This window comes from Paracoccus marcusii, from assembly GCF_028621715.1.
Taxonomy (GTDB): Bacteria; Pseudomonadota; Alphaproteobacteria; order Rhodobacterales; family Rhodobacteraceae; genus Paracoccus; species Paracoccus marcusii.
On the sequence record NZ_CP117466.1, the window covers coordinates 2,132,047 to 2,153,093 of the forward strand.

Here is a 21,047-nt window from a genome sequence, read left to right on the forward strand (position 1 = left end):
CCCCGGATCAGCCGTTTGCCGCCTGCCATGCGCGGGGGTCGGTCAGGAAGGCCTCGACCTCGGTCAGGGTCGCGTCGTCGAAGGCCCCCTGGGCGCGGGCCTCGGCCAGGACGTCCCACCAGGTGCACAGGTGATGCAGCGCCACGCCGTGATCGGCCAGCCGCTGCGTGGTCTCCGGGAAGATGCCATAGTAGAAGATCACCGCCGTATGCGCGCAGGTCGCGCCCGTCTCGCGGATTGCGTCGACAAAGGACAGCTTGCTGCCGCCATCGGTGGTCAGATCCTCGACCAGGAGGACCCGCTGGCCCTCGGTCATCACGCCCTCGATCCGGGCGTTGCGGCCGTAACCCTTGGGCTTCTTGCGCACATAGGTCATGGGCAGGCCCAAGCGTTCGGCGACCAGCGCGCCGAAGGGGATGCCCGCGGTCTCACCGCCCGCGACGTTGTCGAAGGCCTCGAAGCCCGCGTCGCGCATGACGGTCGCTGCCATGAAATCCATCAGCGTGGCGCGGACGCGCGGAAAGCTGATGATGCGGCGGCAATCAACATAGGTCGGCCCCTTGAGACCGGACGCATAGGTAAAGGGCTGGGCCGCGTTGAAATCGACGGCCTTGATTTCCAGCAGCATCCGGGCGGTCAGGCGGGCGATCTCGTCGCGCGCGGGAAAGGTCAGGCTCATTGGTCCTCCAGATGCCAGAACAGCGGGAAACCGGGGTCGAAGACGGTGACGGTCTCGTCGCCCGCGGTGATCTGCGCCGGATAGTCGACGGCCGTGTCGCGGCGCGTCAGGGTGATGCGGTCCTCGTTCGGCGCCATGCGATAGAAGGCTGCGCCGTTCAGGCTGGTGAAGGCCTCCAGCCGGTCCAGCGCACCGTCGTCCTGGAACACCTGCGCCAGGATCGACATGGTGTTCGGCGCCGTGAAGCAGCCCGCGCAGCCGCAGGGCTGCAGCTTCGCCGCGTCTGTGTGCGGCGCGCTGTCGGTGCCCAGGAAGAACCGCGCATCTCCGCTGGTCGCGGCCTCGCGCAGCGCCAGGCGGTGGGATTCGCGCTTTGCGACCGGCAGGCAGTAGTAATGCGGCCGGATGCCCCCCGCCAGGATGGCATTGCGGTTGATGACCAGATGATGCGTCGTGATCGTCGCGCCCAGGTCGTCGCCGCCCGCGCGGGCGTAATCGACGCCCTGCGAGGTCGTGATATGCTCCATCACAACGCGCAACCCCGGCGTACGGCGGCGCAGCGGGTCCAGGACCGTGTCGATGAACACGGCCTCGCGGTCGAAGATATCGACGGACGGGTCGGTGACCTCTCCGTGCACGCACAGCGTCACGCCGGCCTCGGCCATCGCCTCCAGCACGGGCTGGACGCGGTCGAAATCGGTCACGCCCGATGCGCTGTTCGTGGTGGCGCCCGCCGGATACAGCTTGACCGCGCGGATGATCCCGTCACGGAACGCGCCCACGACATCGGCCGCATCCGTCGTGTCGGTCAGGTACAGCACCATCTGCGGGTCCAGCGCGGCACCCTGGGGCAGGGCGGCGCGGATGCGGTCGCGATAGGCGGCAGCCTGGGCGCCGGTCGTGACCGGCGGCACCAGATTGGGCATGATGATCGCGCGGCCGAATTGCGCGGAATGCGGCGCGACCGCGGCCAGCATCGCGCCGTCGCGCAGATGCAGGTGCCAGTCGTCCGGGCGGCGAAGGGTCAGCGTCTGTGTCATGAGGCTGCCTCTAACCACGGCAGCACCGTCTTGCCAAGCAGCCGCGTTCAGATTTCGGGAACCCTGTCCGAAAGTCGCGGTTGAGTGTCTGCGCCATGGGGCGCAATGTGGCTTTGCCGGGCAGTTCCTGTGATGGCAGCCGAAAGGACCCTCGCCGATGAACCCGATGATGCCGATGATTCTTCCCGCAGCCCAGGCCCGGCTTGCGTCCCAGTTCGCGCGGATCGCGATCGAATCGAACATGGTGATCGGGCTGCGCATGGCGGGGATGATGGGCCTGATGGTCCAGGCCCCCGGAGAGCCGTTCCGCATGGTCGCCGAAAAGCAGGCTGCGGTATCGGAATCGCTGTTCGCGATGGCCAGCGCCGGGATGCGTGGGCACAGCGCCGAACGCATGCTGTCGGCCGGCATGCGTCCCTATGCCCGTCGGACCCGCGCGAATTCCCGGCGCCTATCCGCGGTCAAGGCCGGCTGAGGCGGAACAAGCCGTGCATCCGCCCCGTTGGTCCATGACGCAACATCGGGATGGAGCGGGCGGATGAAGACGGCACTGATCACCGGCGGCGCACAGGGCATCGGCAGGGGCATCGTCACCCGCCTGCGGTCCGACGGCTGGCGCGTCGCGGTCTTTGATCTAGATGCAGAGGCGCTGGACGAGATCGGCGCGGCCGATCCCGGCCTGTTGGCCCTGCCCATCGATGTCGGCGACGAACGGCAGGTGGCGCAGGGAATGCTGGCCCTGCATGGCTGGCTGACGGGGGCAGGGCTGAACCTTGTGGTGTCGAATGCGGGTATCGCCGACCCGGTCAGCGGCCCCATCGAGGATCTGAGCCTTGAGGACTGGCAGCGGTGGCAGGACAGCCACGTGACCGGGGCCTTTCTGGTGATCCGCGCGACGGTGCCCCTGCTGCGTCAGGCGCGGGGCAGCATCGTCACGATGGCATCGACCCGTGCGCTGCAATCGGAACCCGACACAGAGGCCTATGCCGCGGCCAAGGGCGCACTGGTCGCGATGACCCATGCGCTGGCGGTCAGCTTAGGGCCCAAGGTGCGCGCGAACTGCATCCTGCCCGGCTGGATCGACACAGGGCCGTGGCAGAAGGCCGCGAACCGCAGCGATGCGGACCATTCCGACGCCGACCGCAATCAGCATCCCGTGGGCCGCGTCGGCCGGGTCGAAGATATCGCCGGGCTGGTCGCGTGGCTGGCCTCGGACGAGGCCGGGTTCGTGACGGGCCAACGCTTTGTCGTCGATGGCGGCATGACGGTGCGGATGATCTATGCCGACTGAATGTGACGTCTTGCCATGAAAAAGGGCCCCGCAACGGGGCCCTTTCCTTTGGCACGGCGGGGGTGTCAGATCAGCTTGCCCATCGCCACGGCCGTGTCCGACATGCGGTTCGAGAAGCCCCATTCGTTGTCGTACCAGGTCAGGATGCGGACCATGCGGCCCTCCATGACCTTGGTCTGGTCCATGTGGAAGATCGACGAATGCGGGTCGTGGTTGAAGTCGGACGACACCAGCGATTCCTCGGTATAGCCCAGGACGCCCTTCAGCGGGCCGTCGGCGGCCGCCTTGATGGCGCCGTTGATCTCGGCGACCGAGGTGTCGCGGCTGGCCTCGAACACCAGGTCCACGACCGAGACGTTGGGCGTCGGCACGCGGATGGCCACGCCGTCCAACTTGCCCTTCAGTTCCGGCAGGACCAGGCCCACGGCCTTGGCGGCCCCGGTCGAGGTCGGGATCATCGACAGCGCCGCGGCGCGGGCGCGGTACAGGTCCTTGTGCATCGTGTCCAGCGTCGGCTGATCGCCGGTATAGCTGTGGATCGTGGTCATGAACCCGCGGTCGATGCCGATCGTGTCGTTCAGGACCTTCGCCACCGGCGACAGGCAGTTCGTCGTGCAGCTGGCGTTCGAGACGACCAGGTCGTCCTTGGTCAGCGTGTCGTGGTTCACGCCATAGACGATGGTCTTGTCCGCGTTCTCGCCCGGGGCCGAGATCAGGACGCGCTTGGCACCGGTGGACAGATGCGCCTGTACCTTCTCCTTGGAGGTGAACAGGCCCGTGCATTCCATGATCACGTCGACATCGCTCCAGGGCAGTTCGGCCGGGTTGCGGATCGCGGTGACCTTGATCGGGCCGCGGCCCACGTCGATGCTGTCGCCCGACACCGTGACCTGTGCCGGAAAGCGTCCGTGAACGCTGTCATAGCGCAGCAGGTGGGCGTTGGTCTCGACCGGGCCAAGATCGTTGATGGCGACGACCTCGATATCGGTGCGGCCCGATTCGATGATTGCGCGCAGGACGTTGCGACCGATCCGGCCGAAGCCGTTGATGGCGACCTTGACTGCCATGGGTATCCCTCTCGAGCAGGTGATGGTTGCCCGTGGTGTAGCGTGGCGGCAGGGGCGATGCAAATGCCGAAACGGGCAGCAGCCCCGCCCGTCAGCGCCAGAAGCTGAGATACTCTATCAACCGATCCATCGCCCGCGCGGCCATCAGCGGCAGGTGTCCGTCCAGCCACACATGGTCCACGGCAAAGGCCGCGGCGATCAGCAGCAGCAGGGCAATCGCGATCTGGTTGGTCATCTGCGCCTCCGGTCGCCGGGGTTATCGCGCGGGGACCTGCCCGCGCCAAGACCCTATTCGTCGTCCTGCGGCATCTTCAGGGTCAGCTGACCCGCCTCCTGCAGGCGGCGGATCGCGCTGATGACCTCGGTCATTGCCTCCTCGACATCCTTGGGGCGGGGCTTGCCCAAGGCCTCCCGCTCTTCTCGCAGGCCGTCGGACATGCGCTGCGACAGGTTCGACAGGATGAATTCCGCGGCAGCCGCATCGGCCTCGGCCGGCGCGGCCAGGGCGCGGACCAGCGTGGTCTGATCCAGTTCGCGGACGATCTTGGGCACCTCGCGAGGTTCGATCCGGGTGGGGATATGGGCAAAGATGAAGATCGCCTTGCGAACGCCATCCGCGAATTCCATGTCGCGTTCGTCCAGCGCGCCCAGCACGTCATCGCGCAGATCGGCAGTGGCAAAGTTCAGGATCGCGCCCATGCGGTCGCAGGCCGGCGTGGCGATGGCGGGCTTGGGCAGCGCCTCGGCCGCCTGCAGCAGCACCAGCCCGACCCGGCGCAGCGCCGCGGGCGTCACGCCCGAGGTCATCGACATCGCCTGCGCCACCACGCGAGCCCGGTCGCGGGGCAGGGCGATGAAGGTGGCCGATGCCGCCTCGACCGGCAGCTTGGACAGCATCAGCGCCACCAGTTCGACGGATTCGGCATTCGCCAGCGCGATCAGGGATTCCTTGGGGAGGTTGCACAGGCGTACCCAGGGGTCGGACTGCCCGGTAATCGCCGCGGTGCGCCGCAGGGCGTCAGAACTGTCGTCCGACAACCGTGCGCCCAGCATGGCAAGCGTGCCGTCCAGATCGCCCGGAAAGGTGACGCCGACCGATTCCAGCCGGTCGCAGAATTCGGTGATGACGGCGTCGCGGGTGTTGCGGTCGATCAGCTCCATCCCCGCCATCTCCTGCGCCAGCAGGGTCTGGGCATTGGGATTCAGGCGGTCCAGTCCCGCGACCTCGTCATCGTCCAGCAGAAGGCGCACGATCACCGCCGCCTTCTGCCGCTGGTTCAGCCCTGTCTGGCCCGTCATCGCCGCCTCCGTCATCGCATCCGACGGCAGATTGCCACGACAGCCTTAACGCAAGGTTGACGGCGACCCGAAATTACAGCGGGTCGGCGCCGAAGACGCGGGCAAAGATCGTGTCGACATGCTTGGTGTGATAGCCCAGATCGAACTTCTCGTTGATCTCGTCCGGGGTGAGGGCGGCGGTCACCTCGGCATCGGCCAGCAGTTCGGTGCGGAAATCGGCGCCCTTTTCCCAGACCTTCATGGCGTTGCGCTGAACCAGGCGATAGCTGTCCTCGCGCGACACGCCGGCCTGCGTCAGGGCCAGCAGCACCCGTTGGGACATGACCAGACCCTTGAACTGGTTCATGTTGCGCAGCATGTTCTCGGGATAGATCACCAGCTTCTCGACCACGCCCGCCAGGCGGTGCAGCGCGAAATCCAGCGTGATGGTCGTGTCCGGCCCGATCGCACGCTCGACCGAGGAATGGCTGATGTCGCGCTCGTGCCACAGCGCGACGTTCTCCATCGCGGGGATGACCGACATGCGCACCAGCCGCGCCAGACCGGTCAGGTTCTCGGTCAGGACGGGGTTGCGCTTGTGGGGCATCGCGGACGAGCCCTTCTGGCCGGGGCTGAAGAACTCCTCGGCCTCCAGAACCTCGGTGCGCTGCATGTGGCGGATCTCGATGGCGATGTTCTCGATGCTGGAGGCGATCACGCCCAGGGTGGCAAAGAACATCGCATGACGGTCGCGCGGGATGACCTGGGTGCTAATCGGTTCGGGGCGCAGGCCCAGCTTCGCACAGACATGCTCCTCGACCGCCGGGTCGATATTGGCAAAGGTGCCGACCGCGCCGCTGATCGCGCCGGTGGCGATCTCCTCGCGCGCGGCCTGCAGGCGCGCGCGGCCGCGGGCCATCTCGGCATAGAAGCGCGCGAAGGTCAGGCCCATGGTGGTCGGTTCGGCGTGGATGCCGTGGCTGCGGCCGATGCGGACGGTGTCCTTGTGTTCATGCGCGCGGGTCTTCAGCGCGGCCAAAACCCGGTCCATGCCCGCCAGCAGCAGGTCGCTGGCACGGACCAGCTGCACGTTCAGCGTGGTGTCCAGCACGTCGCTGCTTGTCATGCCTTGGTGGACGAAACGCGCCTGGTCGGCGCCCACATGCTCGGCCAGATGCGTCAGGAAGGCGATGACGTCATGCTTGGTGACGGCCTCGATCTCGTCGATGCGGGCCACGTCGAACTGGACGTCGCGGGCCTTCCAGACGGCCTCGGCATTCTCGCGCGGGATCACGCCCAGATCGGCCTGCGCGTCGCAGGCATGGGCCTCGATCTCGTACCAGATGCGGAACTTGGTCTCGGGGGACCAGATGGCGACCATTTCGGGGCGGCTGTAACGCGGGATCATGGCGGGCTCCTTTTGCTGGGTCGGGGCATAGCGGGGCAGGGGGGCGGGGGCAAGTTTTCATGCGCCCCGGCTGGCTTTGCGGGAACATTCCCCGCGCAAGGGGGGTTCGGTGGCAACAGACGCGACAACCGACCGGAGATTGCCATGCGCCGCCCCCAGACCCCCCGCCCGCCCCTGACCGAGGCCGACCGCACCAGCCAGACCCGCTTTGGTCCGCGCCCCGTGCCTGCCGGCCATCGTGGCCCGCAGCCGCGCCGCACGGACGACACCTCGACCGTCGCCAAGGCCGTGGTCTGGGCCGGCGTCGCGCTGGGCATGGCCGGGGTGACGGCCGCTGCGGCCATCGCCGCGCGCAAGCTGGCCGGAACGGACGATGCGCCCCGCCCGGCCTATCGCCCGGCAGCCGCCCCCCAGTTCGCCCATCTGGAAGAGGACGAGCGCGAGGCGATGCGCCGCCGCGTCCGTGCCCAGGCCCGCGAGGACAACGCCCATGCCGCCCGTCTGCGCGCCAAGGCGTCGCGCGGCCGCAGCGGCAATTTCGCCAAGGACCTTACGCGCACTGCGACCGACCTGTCGGACGGTCTGAACGGCGTCGCACAGTCGCTGGCAGGGGCGTTCCAGTCGTTCCGCGGCGTCTCCAGCCAGGCGACGACCATCGTGGGCGATTTCGTGGCTGCGGCCGATCAGCTGCGTGCCATCCTGAATGGTGCGCCCGGTCCCAATCCGGGCCCCGTCCAGCAGCGTGCCCCGCGCCCGCAATCCGACGACACCCGGATCTGATCCGCCCATCAGGGACGACGCATGACCCAAGGGACCGGCATTCGCGACGCCCTGTTCGGCCCGCTGGATGACGACACGAAACGGCGTTTCGGCCTGATGGCCGCTGACCCCGCCCCGGTGCCCGCCAAGCGGATGCCGGGGCTTCGCGACATGACGCGGGCCGACCTGTTGGCGGTCGCGAAATCGACGTTTCGCCAGATCGGCGACGATCGCGTCACGTCGGTGGCCGGGGGCGTCACCTTCTTCGGCCTGCTGTCGCTGTTCCCGGCTATCACCGCCTTCGTGTCGCTGTACGGGCTGTGGGCGGACCCCTCGACCATCCAGAGCCATCTGGAACTGATCGAACCGCTGCTGCCCGAAAGCTCGCTGGAGATCATCCGCGCGCAGGTCGTGTCCATTGCCTCGGCTTCGACGGGCGCGCTGTCCCTGGCGGGGGTCGTCGCGCTGCTTGTCGCGTTCTATTCGGCGAATGGCGGGATGAAGGCGCTGCTGTCGGCGCTGAACGTCGCATTCTTTCAGCGCGAGACGCGCGGCATCGTGCGGCTGAACCTGGTGGCGATGTGCTTTACCATCGGCGGGTTGGCGATGATCGCGCTGATGCTGGCGGTGATCGCGGTCGTGCCCATGCTGCTGCGGCTGTTGCCCATCGGCTGGGGGGCCGAGACGATCCTGGCCGTGATCCGCTGGCCGCTGATGCTGGGCCTGCTGATCGCGGCGTTGGCGGCGGTCTATCGCTGGGGGCCCGCGGCGCCCAAGTCGCGCTGGCGCTGGATCTCTCCAGGCGCGGTCTTCGCCGGGCTGGCGCTTGTCGCGACCTCGATGCTGTTTTCCTGGTACGCGGTGAATTTCGGCAATTACAACGAGACCTACGGATCGCTGGGTGCGGTGGTCGCACTGATGACCTGGCTGTGGCTGAACGCGACGATCGTGCTGGTCGGGGCCGAGATCAATTCCGAACTGGAACGCCACCTGAAACATATGGCAGGCTTGCCCGACGACCGTCCCCTGAAGCGCGAGGCCCGATGACCCTGTCCCCTTACATCCCCCTGGGGTTCGCCATCGCGCTGGAGGTTCTGGGCACGACGCTGTTGCAGCGCTCGGAACAGTTCACGCGCTTGGCGCCCACGGTGGGGATGGCCGTCTGCTATCTGGCCAGCTTCTACCTGCTGTCGGTCAGCCTCAAGGTGCTGCCCCTGGGCGTGGCCTATGCGATCTGGAGCGCGTTCGGCGTGGCCCTGGTTGCGATGATCGGGCTGGTTGTGTTCGGTCAGCGGCTTGACCTGCCGGCGGTGATCGGGCTGTGCCTGATCGTTGCCGGGGTCGTCGTCATCAACGTGTTCTCCCGTACCGTCGGGCACTAACGCTCGGTCAGCTTCAGTTCGATCCGGCGGTTCAGGGCGCGGGCTTCGGGCGTGTCCTGGGTCGCGATGGGGCGGGTGTCGGCAAAGCCCGTGGGCGCCAGGCGCTCGGCCGGAAAGTCCAGATCGTCGGACAGATAGCGTACCACGGCCAAGGCGCGGGCCTGACTCAGTTCCCAGTTGTCGGCATAGCGGCCGGTCCCCGACAGGGGCAGGTTGTCGGTATGCCCGTCGACGCGGATGATCCAGTCGATTTCGGGCGGGATCTCGTCGGCGATGTCGCGCAGCAGGGTGGCAAGCCCGGCGACCTGTTCGCGGCCGGCCTGGGACAGGGTGGCCTCTCCGGGTGCGAACAGCACTTCGGACTGGAACACGAAGCGGTCGCCCACGACCTGCACGCCCTCGCGCCCCGACAGGATCTGCGACAGCCGGCCGAAGAATTCGGACCGATAGCGGGCCAGGTCCTGGGCCTCCGCCTCGGCCGCAAGGCGGGCCTCCTCCTCCAGCGCCAGGCGGGCGCGAGTTTCCTCGGCGGCGCGGACAAGGGCGGCGTTCAACTGTTGGCCCAGGTCGGACACGCGGAGCTCTGCGTCGGCCTGCTCTTGGCCCGCCGCATCCAGCAGCGCCTGCAACGACCCCAGCTGAGAGCGCAGCTGCGCCACCTGTTCGTTCAGCGCCGCCACCCGGCGCTGGCTGTCCTGCGAAAGGTCCTCCTGATCGGCCAGCTCCGCCCGCGCGGTGGCCAGCAGGGCGGCCTGACGCTCGGCCTCGGTCAACTGGGCCTGGGCCTGCGTCTCCGCCGCGTCGCGGGCGGCATTCGCGGCGGCCAACAGGGTCAGCGTCTCCTCCGCCTCGCGGCGACGCTCCTCAAGGGCCAGGGTCATGGCCGTCAGTTCGGCATCCGCCCCCTCCAGCCGCTCGCGCAGCAGGGCTGCGGCCTCGGCCTCGGCCAGCCGGGTCTGTTCGGCCTCGGTCAGGCTGGCTTGGGTCCGGTCCAGCTGCGCCTGCTGCTGGCCGACCTGTGCGCGCAGGTCCGCGGCCAGCGCCTCCAGCGCATCGCGGCGGGCGGCAGCAAGGCGCGCGGCCTCGGCCTGCGCGTCGGTCTCGGACCGGGCGGCCGCGACGGCCAGTTCCGCGGCCGATGCGCGGTCCTCTGCCTGATCCAGCTGCGTCTCCAACGTCTCGAGCCGCGCCTGACCCTGTGCGCGTTCGGCCAGCAGGGTAGCGACCTCGGCCTCGAAGTCGGTCAAGCGGGTGCGCGCGTCGGCCAGCTGGGTCTCTCCGGTGGCCAGCTGGCTGGACAGGCGGGCGATGCGGGCGGCACGGTCGCGGGCCTCCGCCTCGGCGCGGGCGGCACGCTCGGCCTCGGTCTCCAGCGACCGGGTCAGGTCGGCCTCGCGATCCTGAGAGGCGTTCAGCGCCTGGCCCAGGGACGCGACCTGCGCGCCCAGTTCGTTCAGCTGGCGTTCCTGGCGCGAGATGACCTGACCCTGGTCGGTGATCGTCTCGTCCTGGGTGCTGATCGTGTCGTCCTGGGTGGTGATCTGTTCGCGCAGCACCCCCTGGACCACGGTAAATATCGTCAGCACGAACATCAGCACCAGAAGCAGCGCCGTCATCGCGTCGACGAAGCCCGGCCAGATCGTGGACGAGAAACGCTGCGCCGAGGATCCGCGGGACAGGCGCATCGGTCTAGCCCTCGCCGCGGGCGGGGTCGCGGCCCAGCAGGTCGTCGCGGAACGGATCGCCAAAGCGCGCGGCGCGGACCGCGCGGGTCAGCACCAGGATGTCGGCGCGCAGATCGGCCACCGCCTCGTTCCGGCCATTGGTCAGTTCGGTGGTCAGGCGGTCCAGCGCGGCCTCCAGCCGTGTCAGGTCGGGGGCGGGCGGCTGGTGATCGGCCAGCCGCGTGAGGGCCTGGGTCAGGCGTTCGGACTGGCCATCGGGCCCGTCGCGCTCGGCCTGCGCCTGCTGGACCAGCGCGTCGATCGCCTGTGCCATGACCACGACGCGTTCGTCGGCCATCAGCGCGGCCTCGTCCCGCATGGCGTCGCGTTCGGCGTGATAGGCCTGCAGGCGGTCCATCTGCCCCGCCATCTGGTCCAGGAACCCGGCCAGCGCGGCCTGATCGACACCGTCCCCGTCACCCGAGGCGATGCTGATGCGGGTAAAGCCCGACATCCACTCCTCCAGCTCGCGATAGAACCGGTTCTGGCCGTGCGTCACGAACAGCTCCAGAAGGCCCACCACCAGCGACCCCGCCAGACCCAGCAACGACGAGGAGAATGCCGTGGCCATCCCGCCCAGCTGCGATTCAAGGCCCGTCATCAGGTTCTGGAACAGGTCCAGCCCCGACTGTCCGTTTTCAGGAGACAGTGCCCGGATGGTCGCCACGACCGCCGGGATGGTTGTCGCAAGACCGTAGAATGTGCCCAGAAGCCCCAGAAAGATCAGCAGATTTGCCAGATAACGGGTGATGTCGCGCGCCTCGTCGATGCGCGTCGCGACCGAATCCAGGATCGAGCTTGCGGCGCTGGCGCTGATCGCCTCTCCTCCGGGCCCGCGCGATCCCAGCAGGGCCGCCAGGGGGGCCAGCAGGCGGGGAGCCTCGTCCTGGGTGGTGCCGTTGCGGTCGGTGTCGCGGCGCCGGGCAGCGAACCGTTCGATCCAGCTGACCGACCGGGTCAGCTGCCCCACCTGCCAGAAGCAGGCCAGCACGCCCAGGGCAAAGACCGTCAGGATCAGTCCGTTCAGCCAGCGGTTCGCGTCGAAGATGGACAGGATCCGCCCATAAGCGAACCAGCCCCCCGCCAGGACCAGCCCCAGCACGATCAGCATCATCAGAATCTGCCGCACCGGTTGGGAAAAGCGCGGCGCGCCCGCCGCCCCGATCAGGGCCTTGTCCCGCGTGGCCGAGATACGCCGGTTCGTCAGGGTCAGCCGCGTGGGCGCCCTGGGGTCGCCATGTGTCGGATCGCTCACCGGTAAATCCCCGTCCCATCGATGCTTTTGCTCGACTGTAGGACGGGGCGCCTCACTTGCCAAGCATTCCGACGGCGCGGGTCAGCCGGGCGGCGGCAACAGCGCCCGGACGGCATCGGACAGCGCGTCCAGATGGTCGTCGGGCATGCCGATCTGCGCCAGATGGGCGGCGGTGTTGAACAGGTATTCGGCATTCGGGCCGCGCCCGCCATGCGCCTGCGCGATGATGCGGGCCTGTTCGTCGGCGGGCAGGCCGCCGGCATATTGCCAGTGGTCGCGCCGCATCACATAGGCCAGCGCCTGTACCCGCCGACCGTCCTGCAGATCGACAGGCAGGATCGCCTCGCGATAGGCGTCGGTCACCAGTTCGCGCGCCCGCAGGTCGGCCAGGACGCGGTCGTGATCGCGGGGGCGGATGCGCAGGGCCACGCCCTGGCAGCTGGCGCCGTCCTGCGGATCAAGGCCCAGCACCAGGCCGGGCACGGCCTCGGTCCCGCGATGCTGGATCGACCGCAGGCAGAAGCTGCGGGCATATCCGGCCAGGCGCGCATGCACGGTCTCGGCCGGATCGAAACCGGGGTTCCAGATCAGCGAGCCATAGCCGAAGACCCAATCGATGCGTTCCATTGTCCGTCCTTTCGGGGCACAAGGTAGGGCAGGACGGGGCGGGAAAAAAGGGCAGGGCGGGCATGCGCGGGATGGTGATCGGGACGGGACTGGTGCTGGCGCTGCTGGCGGGCGGCTGGCTGGGAGCCGAGACGCTGGCCAGCAACCGCGTGGCCGCACTGATCGCGCAGGACCCGGCGCTGCAGGCCGCATCGGTTTCGCCCCTGCGCGATCCGCGCCGGATCGGCGTCGCGCTGTCCGAACCGTCCTGGTCGGACCCGGCGCTTTCCATCAGCCTGCCCTGGGCGCGCCTGTTCCTGTCGCCTGCGTCGCCGCTGACCGCGCGGCTGGACCTGCCCGACGGTGCGGCGGTGACCCAAGGCGGGCAGGTGATGCAGCTGGGCCTGTCTGCGCCCGTGGCCAGCATGGCCCTGTCGCCCCTGAACGGCATGGCACCCAACCGGTTGGACGTGCAGGCCCGCGACCTGACGCTGGACGGCCAGCCCCTGGCGCAGGGCCTATCGCTGCAGGCGCGGCTGGCGGGGCTGGGATCGGATGCGCCGCGCCCCGCGCGCGCCGCCTATGAGCTTGATCTGGGACTGACCGGCCTGCAGGTCGGTGGACTGGCGCAGCTGGGGCTGGACCCCGGTCCGATCCCCGGACCGCTGTCGGTCTCGGGGCCGCTGCGGATCTGGCTGGACGGCACGCCCACGGTCAGCGGCGACGCCGCGCCGCAGATCGTCGGCTGGCAGACCGCCGGTCTGGACCTGCGCGCCGACACGATCGGCCTGCGCATCGTGGGTCGCCTGTCGCGCGACGACCAGGGCCTGGCCGAAGGGCAGGTGGCGCTGTATTCCGCAGACGCGGATGCGATGATCGGGATGGCAACCGGGCTGGGGCTGATCCCGGCGCAGGCCGCGATGCTGCTGCGGGCAGGACTGTCGCAGCTGTCGCGGGCGGAACTGGACGACACGCTGCCCGGCCCCGACTTTCCCGCAGCGGCCGAGGGCGAGCTGCGCGTGGCCGTCATCATGCGCGATGGCCAGCTGATCCTGGGCGGTGTGCCGATCGGCCCCGCCCCGGCGATCTAGCCCGCGGGTCGGGCGCCGGGGGTGCGGCCGAAATCGGGCGCCTCGGTGTCCTGTCCGGCCTCGATGATGCCGCGGCGGATCGCCCGCGTGCGGGTGAAGTAGTCGTGCAGCTGCTGGCCGTCGCCCATGCGGATCGCGCGCTGCAGGACGAACAGCTCCTCGGTGAAGCGGCCCAGGATATCCAGCGTCGCCTCCTTGTTGTGCAGGAACACGTCGCGCCACATCGTCGGGTCGCTGGCCGCGATCCGGGTGAAGTCGCGGAAACCGGCGGCGGAATACTGGATCACCTCCTCGCCGGATACGCGGCGCAGGTGGTCGGCCACCCCCACCATCGTATAGGCGATCAGGTGCGGCGCATGGCTGGTCACGGCCAGGACCAGGTCGTGATGGGGGGCGTCCATCCGGTCGGTCTTGGCGCCCATCGCGGTGATCAGTCGGTCCAGCCGCGCAAGCGCCTCCGGGTCGGTGTCGGGCAGCGGCGTCAACAGCCACCAGCGGTTGCGGAACAGGCTGGCAAAGCCCGCGCGGGGCCCTGAATGTTCGGTGCCGGCCAGCGGGTGGCCGGGGATGAAATGCACGCCTGCGGGCAGGCAGGGAGCGACCGCGTCGATGACCGACTGCTTGACCGAACCGACATCGGTGATCGTGGCACCGGGGGCCAGATGGGGCGCGATCTCGGCCATGACCTCGGCCATGGCGCCGACGGGGACGGCCAGCACCACCAGATCGGCGCCGGCCACCGCCAGGGCGGCAGTGTCGCAGACCTCGCACAGGCCGATCTCGCGTGCGGTGTCGCGCGTCGCCTGGCTGCGGGCATAGCCGGTGACGCGGCCCGCCAGGCCGCCGTCGCGAATGGCATGCGCCATCGATCCCGCGATCAGGCCCAGCCCGATCAGCGCCACCTTGTCATAGACCTGGGTCATTGCGCGCGCCCCTGCATGAAGTTGCCCAGGCAGTCCAGCACCCGCGTCACGGCCGCCTCGTCGCCCACGGTGATGCGCAGCGCGTCGGGCAGGCCGTATCCGCCCACGCACCGCACCAGGATGCCTTCGGCGCGCAGCGCCGCATCGGCCGCGGTCGCGGTCTGGGGGCTGTCAAAGCGGGCCAGCACGAAATTGGCAAAGCTTTCGTCGCAGCCGATGCCCATCTGGATCAGCGATTGCCGCATCCGGTCGCGCATCCGCGCGTTCAGCGCGATGCAGCGGTCGGTGAAGTCGCGGTCCAGGACGGCGGCACGTGCGGCCTCCATCTGGGCGTTGGACAGGTTGAAGGGCTGGCGGATGCGGTTCAGCACGTCGATCACCTCGCGCGCGGCATAGCCCCACCCGATGCGCAGCCCGCCGAGGCCGTAGGCCTTGGAGAAGGTCCGCGTCATGATCACGTTCGGATGCCGGTCGACCAGCGACGCGCCGCCGTCGAACCCCTCCGCGAATTCCGTATAGGCCCCGTCATGCACGAACAGCACCTGCGGCGGCAGCCCGTCGACAAGACGCTGCAACTCGTCCGCGCCCAGCATGGTGCCGGTGGGATTGGCCGGGTTCGCGATGAAGACGACGCGTGTGCGCTCGGTCACCGCGGCCAGGATCGCGTCCACATCGACCCGGCGCGTGTCCTCCGGCACGGTCACCGGGATCGCGCCGACCATGCGCGCCAGGATGGGATACATCGAAAAGCCGTGCTCGGTCGTGATGACCTCGTCGCCCGGACCGGCAAAGGCCTGAACCACGAACTGCAGCACCTCGTCCGAGCCCACGCCGCAGATGATGCGGTCCGGATCCAGCCCGTGCACCTGCCCGATGGCCGCGCGCAGCCCCGCGTGATCGGTCGCCGGATAGCGGTGCAGATCGCCCGCTGCGCGTCGGAACGCGTCCTGCGCCGCGGGGCTGGGACCAAGCGGGTTCTCGTTCGACGACAGCTTCAGCACGTCGTCGCGGCCCGCCAGCGTGCTTTCGCCGCTGACGTAAAGCGCGATATCCATGATGCCGGGCTGCACGGGGGTCTGGGTCATGGGGGTCCATCCTTGTGTCCGGCCCCGTTTAGTGCCGTGCCGATGCCAAGGAAAGCCCCCAAACCGTCGCGTGCCGCATGCTTGGGCAAGGACGAAATCCGCTGCGTTTATCGGCGGGACGTCGACATGGCGCAGCACGATGCCATCGCCGCCACAGCGGATGACCGTCTCCCGATCAATGATGCGCAGATCCGCAATCCAACTTGACCCGATGGCCGCTGGGATGCGCGATCCAAGCCCCGTTTCCGCCCAAGCGGCCAGAACCGGGATTGGTCGGGGCGGTCAGCCTAAAGGGTCCGTGCTGGATGCGGGCCATCACGGCAGTCCGAAGGGGACGAATGCCGCCCCGCCAGCCGATCCTGATCGAAGGGCGATTGGGAAAATGGGCGCGGTGCCATGCAAAAGGCCGCATCCGAAGATGCGGCCCAAAGACGGTCGATCTGGCGAAGATCAGTTCTTCGCGTAGAATTCGACGACCAGGTTCGGTTCCATCTGCACGGCATAGGGGATGTCGCCCAGGGCCGGGGTGCGCACGAAGGTCGCGGTCATCTTGTTGTGGTCGACTTCCAGATAGTCCGGGACGTCACGCTCGGTCAGGGCGACGGCTTCCAGCACGATGGCCAGCTGGCGCGAACGCTCGCGGATCGAGATGACATCGCCTTCCTTGACGCGGTAGGACGCGATGTTCACGCGCTGACCGTTGACCTGGATGTGGCCGTGGTTCACAAACTGGCGGGCGGCCCAGATGGTCGCCACGAACTTGGCGCGATAGACGACGGCGTCCAGGCGACGCTCCAGCAGGCCGACCAGGTTCTCGCCGGTGTCGCCGCGGATCCGCTCGGCTTCGGCATAGATGCGGCGGAACTGCTTTTCGGTCAGGTCGCCGTAGTAGCCCTTGAGCTTCTGCTTGGCGCGCAGCTGGGTGCCGAAGTCCGACAGCTTGTTCTTGCGGCGCTGGCCGTGCTGGCCGGGGCCGTATTCGCGACGGTTGACGGGCGACTTGGCGCGGCCCCAGATGTTCTCGCCCATGCGGCGATCGAGTTTGTACTTGGCAGACGTGCGTTTGGTCACGGCTGATCTCCTTCAACAGGTTGCGAAGGGCGTTGTCCTTTGGCCCAGGGGTCTTGCGATCCGGGGCCTGACAGGGTTCCCCTTGCGGGGTCCACCAACACCAACGAAGCGTGCCGTATAGACGCGCAGGCCCCGGTGTCAACCGCAATCGCCCTAGTCCAGCGCCCCGTCCGGCTGAAAGAAATGCGCCAGCGGCAGCCCCGCGGCCCCCAGGATGCGCGCGCTGCGGCCAAGCGATCCCTCGATCACCTGCGGACGGTCGATGCCGGCGGTCGGCATCCCCTCCAGCGCCGCGCGGGTCGCCTGGGCCAGCCGCGCGCGCGTCGCGGGCGGCACCGCCCCGTCGATCACCACCAGCGGCAGATCGACCAGAGCCACCGCCGACAGCGCGACGAAGGCCAGTGCCCGGCCCGCCTGGTCGGCCCATTCCGACTCGATTCCGGCGGGAACGTCCCAGCCCGAATCGTCGGGCGGCAGGGACCGTCCGATCAGGGCCTCCAGCGCCGAGACCGAAGCCTTTTCCAGCAGCTGGCCGCCCTGTGCGCCCATGACCGGGATGGGCATCGACCCCAGGGCGCCCGCGTTGCGGGTCGGGCCGTGGCGCAGCGCGCCGTCCAGGACGATGCCGCCGCCCGCGAAATGGGCGATGTAGATATGGATGAAGTCCCGCGGCAGGTCGGTCTTGCCGAAGATCAGTTCTGCCCCGCAGGCGGTGGTGGCGTCGTTTTCCACGAAGATCGGGACGGGCAGGCTGCGCGACAGTTCGGCCTGCAGGTCGTGGTCCAGCCAGTCGGCCATCTCCTGGCCCCAGTCCCACAGCCGATAGGGGGTCGCGACACCCAGTCCCATCAGACGTGCACGCTGGCCGGGGTCCAGCGATGCGGTCATCGTGTCCAGCCCCTGACGTGCGAAGGCCAGCACGCGGTCGGGGGTGGGGTGGGCATAGACCTCCTGGCGGTGCATGCGCACGCGGCCCGCGAAATCGACCAGCGCCAGTTCGACCAGCCGGCGTCCGATCTTGAGCCCCAGGAACCACGCCCCGTCCGGGGCCAGCGCCAGCGGGGTCGAGGGTTGGCCGACCTTGCCCCGCACCACCGCACCGGCGTCCAGATAGCCCGCCATCATCAGCTTGCGCGTCAGGTTAGTGATGGACTGTGCCGACAGCCCCGTCAGCTGCGCCAGCGCCGCGCGCGGCATCGGCCCCCGCCGTCGGATCAGCGACAGGATCAGCCGTTCGTTCCGGCTGAGCGCGCCGGGGCCGTCACGATCTAGGGGCATGGGTTCCGTCCTCCTGAATCGCATTAATCAACATGATTGATTTATTGACAAGCGCAATCTTCTGGTGCTTTGTAACATCAAGACGGCCGAGGAACCGTCGTGCTGGAGGAGTTAGTCAAGTGACCATCAAAACCGTTATCCGCGCATCCGTCGCGGTGTCCGCGCTTGCCCTGTCGGCAGGCTTTGCCCAAGCGCAAGAGGCCACAAAGGCCTGCCTGATCACCAAGACGGACATCAACCCGTTCTTCGTGAAGATGAAGGAAGGCGCCACCGCCAAGGCCGCGGAGCTGGGCATCGAGCTGATGACCTTTGCCGGCAAGATCGACGGCGACCACGAGACCCAGCAGCAGGCCGTCGAAAGCTGCATCGCGGCGGGCGTCAAGGGCATCCTGATCACCGCGTCCGACACCAAGGCCATCACCGAATCGCTGGGCCAGGCCCGCGAGGCGGGGATCCTGGTCATCGCGCTGGACACGCCGCTGGACCCGATCGATGCGGCCGACGCGACCTTTGCCACCGACAACCGCGAGGCGGGCCGCCTGATCGGCGCCTGGGCCGCGGGCCAGATGGGCGATGCTGCGGCGGATGCCAAGATCGCCATGCTGGACCTGTCGGCCAGCGCGCCGTCGGTGGACGTGCTGCGCGATCAGGGCTTCATGGCGGGCTTTGGCATCGACGTGAAGGACGAGAACGTCATCGGTGACGAGGACGACGCCCGCATCGTCGGCCACGAGGTCACCTCGGGCAACGAGGAAGGCGGCCAGCAGGCCATGGAGGCGCTGATGCAGCGCGATCCGGCGATCAACCTGGTCTACACGATCAACGAACCGGCAGCGGCCGGTGCCTATGAGGCGCTGAAGTCCTTCGGCATGGAAGAGAACGCACTGATCGTGTCGATCGACGGCGGCTGCCCCGGTGTCCAGAACGTCGAGGCGGGCGTGATCGGCGCCACGGCCCAGCAGTATCCGCTGCTGATGGCGTCGATGGGCATCGAGGCCATCGCGACCTTTGCCGCCGACGGCACCAAGCCAGAAACCAGCGAGGGGTTGGATTTCACCAACACCGGCGTGAACCTGGTCACGGACAAGCCGGTCGAGGGCGTGCCGTCGATCAGCGTGGCCGAAGGCCTGGAGCAGTGCTGGGGCTGATGCTCCCCGCCGCATGACGTCGCGACGGCGGGTTGGCCGCCGTCGCCTTCCGTGACACGCCACGAGGTCCCCGATGTCCGACACCCCCGATCCCGTGGTCGAGCGCGTTGCCGGTGAGAAGGTCGCGCAGTTCGACCATCGTCACCGCAGCACGCTGGACCGGGTGCAGCATTTCCTGCACCAGTATCCCACCATGGTTCCGGTCATCGTGCTGGTCCTGTCGTTGATCGCCTTCGGGCTGATCTCTCCCAACTTCTTCTCGGCGTTCAACCTGTCGCTGATCCTGCAGCAGGTGGCCGTCGTGGGCACGCTGGCGGCGGCGCAGTCGCTGGTCATCCTGACCGCGGGCATCGACCTGTCGGTTGGCGCGGTCATGGTGCTGATTTCTGTCGTGATGGGGCAGCTGGCGGTCAACTTCGGCATCCCGGTGCCGATCGCCATCCTGGTCGGCTTGGCCTGCGGGGCGGGAACCGGCGCGCTGAACGGTTTCCTGGTCACGCGGCTGAAGCTGCCGCCCTTCATCACCACGCTTGGGACCTGGAACGTGTTCCTGGCGCTGAACTACTACCTGTCGGGTCGAGAGACGATCCGCAGCCAGACCTTGGACATGGACGCGCCGCTGCTGAAGTTCTTCGGCACCCGGTTCAACCTGGGCGGCGCCGTGCTGACCTATGGCGTGGTGCTGATGCTGGTCGTCTTCGCGGTGCTGTTCTATGCGCTGTACTATACCGCCTGGGGGCGGCGGGTCTATGCGGTGGGCGATGACCCGGAATCGGCCGCGCTGGCCGGCATCCAGACCAAGCGCGTGCTGCTATCGGTCTATGTCGTGGCGGGCCTGATCTGTGGCCTGGCGGCATGGTCGTCCATCGGTCGCGTGGGGTCGATCAGCCCGACGTCGTTCTTCGAGGCGAACCTGGAATCGATCACGGCCGTGGTCATCGGGGGCATCTCGCTGTTCGGGGGTCGCGGGTCGATCGTGGGGCCGCTGATCGGGGCGCTGATCGTGGGCGTGTTCAACTCGGGCCTGCGGCTGGCGGGTGTGGACGTGCTGTGGCAGCTGTTTGCGACCGGCTGGCTGATCATCTTCGCCGTCGCCATCGACCAATGGATCAGAAAGGTGTCGTCATGACCGAGCCGCTGCTTACCGCCCGCAACCTGGTCAAGCGCTATGGCCGCGTGACTGCCATGGATCATGCCGACTTCGACCTGTATCCCGGCGAGATCCTGGCCGTGATCGGCGACAACGGCGCCGGCAAGTCCAGCCTGATCAAGGCCATCTCGGGCGCGGTCAAGCCCGACGAGGGCGAGATCCGGCTGAACGGCCAGGTGGTCAGCTTTGACAGCCCGCTGGATGCCCGCAAGATGGGGATCGAGACAGTCTATCAGACGCTGGCCCTGTCGCCCGCGCTGTCGATCTCGGATAACATGTTCATGGGGCGCGAGATCCGCAAGAAGGGCATCATGGGCCAGTGGTTCGGGATGCTGGACAAGCAGGCGATGGACGATTTCGCCCGCGCCAAGCTGTCCGAACTGGGCCTGATGACGATCCAGAACATCGCCCAGCCCGTCGAGACCCTGTCCGGCGGTCAGCGCCAGGGCGTCGCCGTGGCGCGGGCGGCGGCCTTCGGCAGCCGGGTGATCATCCTGGACGAGCCGACCGCCGCCCTGGGCGTCAAGGAAAGCCGCCGGGTGCTGGACCTGATCCAGGACGTGCGGTCGCGGGGCATCCCGATCGTGCTGATCAGCCACAACATGCCGCACGTGTTCGAGGTGGCGGACCGCGTCCACATCCATCGCCTGGGCAAGCGGCTGTGCGTGATCGACCCCAAGCAACATTCGATGTCGGATGCCGTGGCCTACATGACCGGCGCGCGTGCACCCGAAGGGGTTGCCGCCTGAGCCTTGCGTCCCGCGGCGGCCGGGGGGCCAGCCCCCCGGACCCCCCGTGGCCGGTTCCATGAC

Annotated in this window: 22 protein-coding genes; 9 read left to right on the forward strand and 13 right to left on the reverse strand. The window is 68.3% G+C overall.

What is annotated here, in order from left to right:
- Positions 1-7 precede the first annotated feature (7 nt).
- Both PRL19_RS10560 and pyrC read right to left on the reverse strand, forming a co-directional pair.
- Positions 8-679 carry an orotate phosphoribosyltransferase gene (locus PRL19_RS10560; RefSeq protein ID WP_045981167.1) on the reverse strand — a complete coding sequence of 224 codons (672 nt, stop codon included), beginning with the start codon at positions 677-679 and terminating at the stop codon, positions 8-10.
- Entirely contained in the window at positions 676-1,719 is a 1,044-nt protein-coding gene (gene pyrC / locus PRL19_RS10565; RefSeq protein ID WP_139597710.1) for a dihydroorotase, read from the reverse strand. Before pyrC ends, PRL19_RS10560 begins: the two co-directional genes overlap by 4 nt.
- Positions 1,720-1,876: 157 nt before the next feature.
- On the opposite strand from pyrC, the gene PRL19_RS10570 reads away from it, so the two are divergent.
- Both PRL19_RS10570 and PRL19_RS10575 read left to right on the forward strand, forming a co-directional pair.
- Positions 1,877-2,194, forward strand: a complete 318-nt coding sequence (locus PRL19_RS10570) for an antibiotic ABC transporter (RefSeq protein WP_232303263.1) — start codon at positions 1,877-1,879, stop codon at positions 2,192-2,194.
- A gap of 63 nt (positions 2,195-2,257) precedes the next feature.
- Entirely contained in the window at positions 2,258-3,010 is a 753-nt protein-coding gene (locus tag PRL19_RS10575; RefSeq protein ID WP_273742919.1) for an SDR family oxidoreductase, read from the forward strand.
- A 65-nt stretch (positions 3,011-3,075) separates the two neighbouring features.
- On the opposite strand, the gene gap is transcribed toward PRL19_RS10575, so the two are convergent.
- The 4 genes from gap to purB all read right to left on the reverse strand — a co-directional run bounded on the left by gap (position 3,076) and on the right by purB (position 6,763).
- Positions 3,076-4,077: a type I glyceraldehyde-3-phosphate dehydrogenase gene (gap, locus tag PRL19_RS10580; protein ID WP_273742920.1), complete on the reverse strand. Its 1,002-nt coding sequence runs from the start codon at positions 4,075-4,077 to the stop codon at positions 3,076-3,078.
- A 91-nt stretch (positions 4,078-4,168) separates the two neighbouring features.
- Entirely contained in the window at positions 4,169-4,312 is a 144-nt protein-coding gene (locus PRL19_RS10585) for a hypothetical protein (protein ID WP_045981171.1), read from the reverse strand.
- Positions 4,313-4,365: 53 nt separating this feature from the next.
- Positions 4,366-5,376: a FliG C-terminal domain-containing protein gene (locus PRL19_RS10590; RefSeq protein ID WP_127898176.1), complete on the reverse strand. Its 1,011-nt coding sequence runs from the start codon at positions 5,374-5,376 to the stop codon at positions 4,366-4,368.
- A gap of 73 nt (positions 5,377-5,449) precedes the next feature.
- Positions 5,450-6,763: an adenylosuccinate lyase gene (gene purB / locus PRL19_RS10595; RefSeq protein WP_045981172.1), complete on the reverse strand. Its 1,314-nt coding sequence runs from the start codon at positions 6,761-6,763 to the stop codon at positions 5,450-5,452.
- Positions 6,764-6,907: 144 nt separating this feature from the next.
- Here purB and PRL19_RS10600 point away from each other — a divergent pair, with 144 nt between their 5' ends.
- From PRL19_RS10600 to PRL19_RS10610, 3 genes are read left to right on the forward strand one after another with little or no spacing between them, the layout of a single operon-like run.
- Entirely contained in the window at positions 6,908-7,543 is a 636-nt protein-coding gene (locus tag PRL19_RS10600) for a hypothetical protein (protein WP_273742921.1), read from the forward strand.
- Positions 7,544-7,564: 21 nt separating this feature from the next.
- Complete coding sequence (locus PRL19_RS10605) at positions 7,565-8,569, forward strand: YihY/virulence factor BrkB family protein (protein WP_273742922.1); 1,005 nt, start codon at positions 7,565-7,567, stop codon at positions 8,567-8,569.
- Positions 8,566-8,904: an SMR family transporter gene (locus tag PRL19_RS10610; protein ID WP_045981174.1), complete on the forward strand. Its 339-nt coding sequence runs from the start codon at positions 8,566-8,568 to the stop codon at positions 8,902-8,904. Before PRL19_RS10605 ends, PRL19_RS10610 begins: the two co-directional genes overlap by 4 nt.
- On the opposite strand, the gene PRL19_RS10615 is transcribed toward PRL19_RS10610, so the two are convergent.
- From PRL19_RS10615 to PRL19_RS10625, 3 genes are all read right to left on the reverse strand, one after another.
- Positions 8,901-10,589 carry a peptidoglycan -binding protein gene (locus PRL19_RS10615; RefSeq protein WP_273742923.1) on the reverse strand — a complete coding sequence of 563 codons (1,689 nt, stop codon included), beginning with the start codon at positions 10,587-10,589 and terminating at the stop codon, positions 8,901-8,903. The genes PRL19_RS10610 and PRL19_RS10615 overlap by 4 nt on opposite strands.
- A gap of 4 nt (positions 10,590-10,593) precedes the next feature.
- A complete protein-coding gene (locus PRL19_RS10620) occupies positions 10,594-11,742 on the reverse strand; it encodes a biopolymer transporter ExbB (RefSeq protein WP_273744498.1) in 1,149 nt (382 codons plus the stop codon).
- A gap of 222 nt (positions 11,743-11,964) precedes the next feature.
- Positions 11,965-12,510, reverse strand: coding sequence for a gamma-glutamylcyclotransferase (locus PRL19_RS10625; protein WP_217844578.1), 546 nt, complete (start codon positions 12,508-12,510; stop codon positions 11,965-11,967).
- A 62-nt stretch (positions 12,511-12,572) separates the two neighbouring features.
- Between PRL19_RS10625 and PRL19_RS10630 the strand changes: the two genes are divergently transcribed.
- The gene (locus PRL19_RS10630; RefSeq protein WP_273742924.1) at positions 12,573-13,580 is read left to right on the forward strand and encodes a DUF2125 domain-containing protein; all 1,008 of its coding nucleotides are present in this window, start codon (positions 12,573-12,575) and stop codon (positions 13,578-13,580) included.
- Here PRL19_RS10630 and PRL19_RS10635 read toward each other — a convergent pair.
- From PRL19_RS10635 to PRL19_RS10650, 4 genes are all read right to left on the reverse strand, one after another.
- A complete protein-coding gene (locus PRL19_RS10635; RefSeq protein WP_045981178.1) occupies positions 13,577-14,503 on the reverse strand; it encodes a prephenate/arogenate dehydrogenase family protein in 927 nt (308 codons plus the stop codon). The two genes, PRL19_RS10630 and PRL19_RS10635, sit on opposite strands and share 4 nt — an antisense overlap.
- Positions 14,500-15,588 carry a histidinol-phosphate transaminase gene (gene hisC / locus PRL19_RS10640; RefSeq protein ID WP_273742925.1) on the reverse strand — a complete coding sequence of 363 codons (1,089 nt, stop codon included), beginning with the start codon at positions 15,586-15,588 and terminating at the stop codon, positions 14,500-14,502. Before hisC ends, PRL19_RS10635 begins: the two co-directional genes overlap by 4 nt.
- Before the next feature lie 450 nt (positions 15,589-16,038).
- A complete protein-coding gene (gene rpsD, locus PRL19_RS10645; RefSeq protein WP_045981180.1) occupies positions 16,039-16,659 on the reverse strand; it encodes a 30S ribosomal protein S4 in 621 nt (206 codons plus the stop codon).
- 153 nt (positions 16,660-16,812) lie between these two features.
- Entirely contained in the window at positions 16,813-17,937 is a 1,125-nt protein-coding gene (locus tag PRL19_RS10650) for an ROK family transcriptional regulator (RefSeq protein ID WP_273742926.1), read from the reverse strand.
- 119 nt (positions 17,938-18,056) lie between these two features.
- Here PRL19_RS10650 and PRL19_RS10655 point away from each other — a divergent pair, with 119 nt between their 5' ends.
- From PRL19_RS10655 to PRL19_RS10665, 3 genes are all read left to right on the forward strand, one after another.
- Positions 18,057-19,085: a sugar ABC transporter substrate-binding protein gene (locus PRL19_RS10655; RefSeq protein WP_273742927.1), complete on the forward strand. Its 1,029-nt coding sequence runs from the start codon at positions 18,057-18,059 to the stop codon at positions 19,083-19,085.
- Positions 19,086-19,158: 73 nt separating this feature from the next.
- Positions 19,159-20,214, forward strand: a complete 1,056-nt coding sequence (locus tag PRL19_RS10660; protein ID WP_045999488.1) for an ABC transporter permease — start codon at positions 19,159-19,161, stop codon at positions 20,212-20,214.
- The gene (locus PRL19_RS10665) at positions 20,211-20,984 is read left to right on the forward strand and encodes an ATP-binding cassette domain-containing protein (protein ID WP_045981184.1); all 774 of its coding nucleotides are present in this window, start codon (positions 20,211-20,213) and stop codon (positions 20,982-20,984) included. Before PRL19_RS10660 ends, PRL19_RS10665 begins: the two co-directional genes overlap by 4 nt.
- The last annotated feature ends 63 nt before the right edge of the window (positions 20,985-21,047 follow it).

Excerpts from the sequence above, each read along its gene's own strand:
- PRL19_RS10560 (WP_045981167.1), bottom strand. The coding sequence starts at position 679 with ATGAGCCTGACCTTTCCCGCGCGCGACGAGATCGCCCGCCTGACCGCC.
- pyrC (WP_139597710.1), bottom strand. The coding sequence starts at position 1,719 with ATGACACAGACGCTGACCCTTCGCCGCCCGGACGACTGGCACCTGCAT.
- PRL19_RS10570 (WP_232303263.1), top strand. The coding sequence starts at position 1,877 with ATGAACCCGATGATGCCGATGATTCTTCCCGCAGCCCAGGCCCGGCTT.
- PRL19_RS10575 (WP_273742919.1), top strand. The coding sequence starts at position 2,258 with ATGAAGACGGCACTGATCACCGGCGGCGCACAGGGCATCGGCAGGGGC.
- gap (WP_273742920.1), bottom strand. The coding sequence starts at position 4,077 with ATGGCAGTCAAGGTCGCCATCAACGGCTTCGGCCGGATCGGTCGCAAC.
- PRL19_RS10585 (WP_045981171.1), bottom strand. The coding sequence starts at position 4,312 with ATGACCAACCAGATCGCGATTGCCCTGCTGCTGCTGATCGCCGCGGCC.
- PRL19_RS10590 (WP_127898176.1), bottom strand. The coding sequence starts at position 5,376 with ATGACGGGCCAGACAGGGCTGAACCAGCGGCAGAAGGCGGCGGTGATC.
- purB (WP_045981172.1), bottom strand. The coding sequence starts at position 6,763 with ATGATCCCGCGTTACAGCCGCCCCGAAATGGTCGCCATCTGGTCCCCC.
- PRL19_RS10600 (WP_273742921.1), top strand. The coding sequence starts at position 6,908 with ATGCGCCGCCCCCAGACCCCCCGCCCGCCCCTGACCGAGGCCGACCGC.
- PRL19_RS10605 (WP_273742922.1), top strand. The coding sequence starts at position 7,565 with ATGACCCAAGGGACCGGCATTCGCGACGCCCTGTTCGGCCCGCTGGAT.
- PRL19_RS10610 (WP_045981174.1), top strand. The coding sequence starts at position 8,566 with ATGACCCTGTCCCCTTACATCCCCCTGGGGTTCGCCATCGCGCTGGAG.
- PRL19_RS10615 (WP_273742923.1), bottom strand. The coding sequence starts at position 10,589 with ATGCGCCTGTCCCGCGGATCCTCGGCGCAGCGTTTCTCGTCCACGATC.
- PRL19_RS10620 (WP_273744498.1), bottom strand. The coding sequence starts at position 11,742 with ATGATGCTGATCGTGCTGGGGCTGGTCCTGGCGGGGGGCTGGTTCGCT.
- PRL19_RS10625 (WP_217844578.1), bottom strand. The coding sequence starts at position 12,510 with ATGGAACGCATCGATTGGGTCTTCGGCTATGGCTCGCTGATCTGGAAC.
- PRL19_RS10630 (WP_273742924.1), top strand. The coding sequence starts at position 12,573 with ATGCGCGGGATGGTGATCGGGACGGGACTGGTGCTGGCGCTGCTGGCG.
- PRL19_RS10635 (WP_045981178.1), bottom strand. The coding sequence starts at position 14,503 with ATGACCCAGGTCTATGACAAGGTGGCGCTGATCGGGCTGGGCCTGATC.
- hisC (WP_273742925.1), bottom strand. The coding sequence starts at position 15,588 with ATGACCCAGACCCCCGTGCAGCCCGGCATCATGGATATCGCGCTTTAC.
- PRL19_RS10650 (WP_273742926.1), bottom strand. The coding sequence starts at position 17,937 with ATGCCCCTAGATCGTGACGGCCCCGGCGCGCTCAGCCGGAACGAACGG.
- PRL19_RS10660 (WP_045999488.1), top strand. The coding sequence starts at position 19,159 with ATGTCCGACACCCCCGATCCCGTGGTCGAGCGCGTTGCCGGTGAGAAG.
- PRL19_RS10665 (WP_045981184.1), top strand. The coding sequence starts at position 20,211 with ATGACCGAGCCGCTGCTTACCGCCCGCAACCTGGTCAAGCGCTATGGC.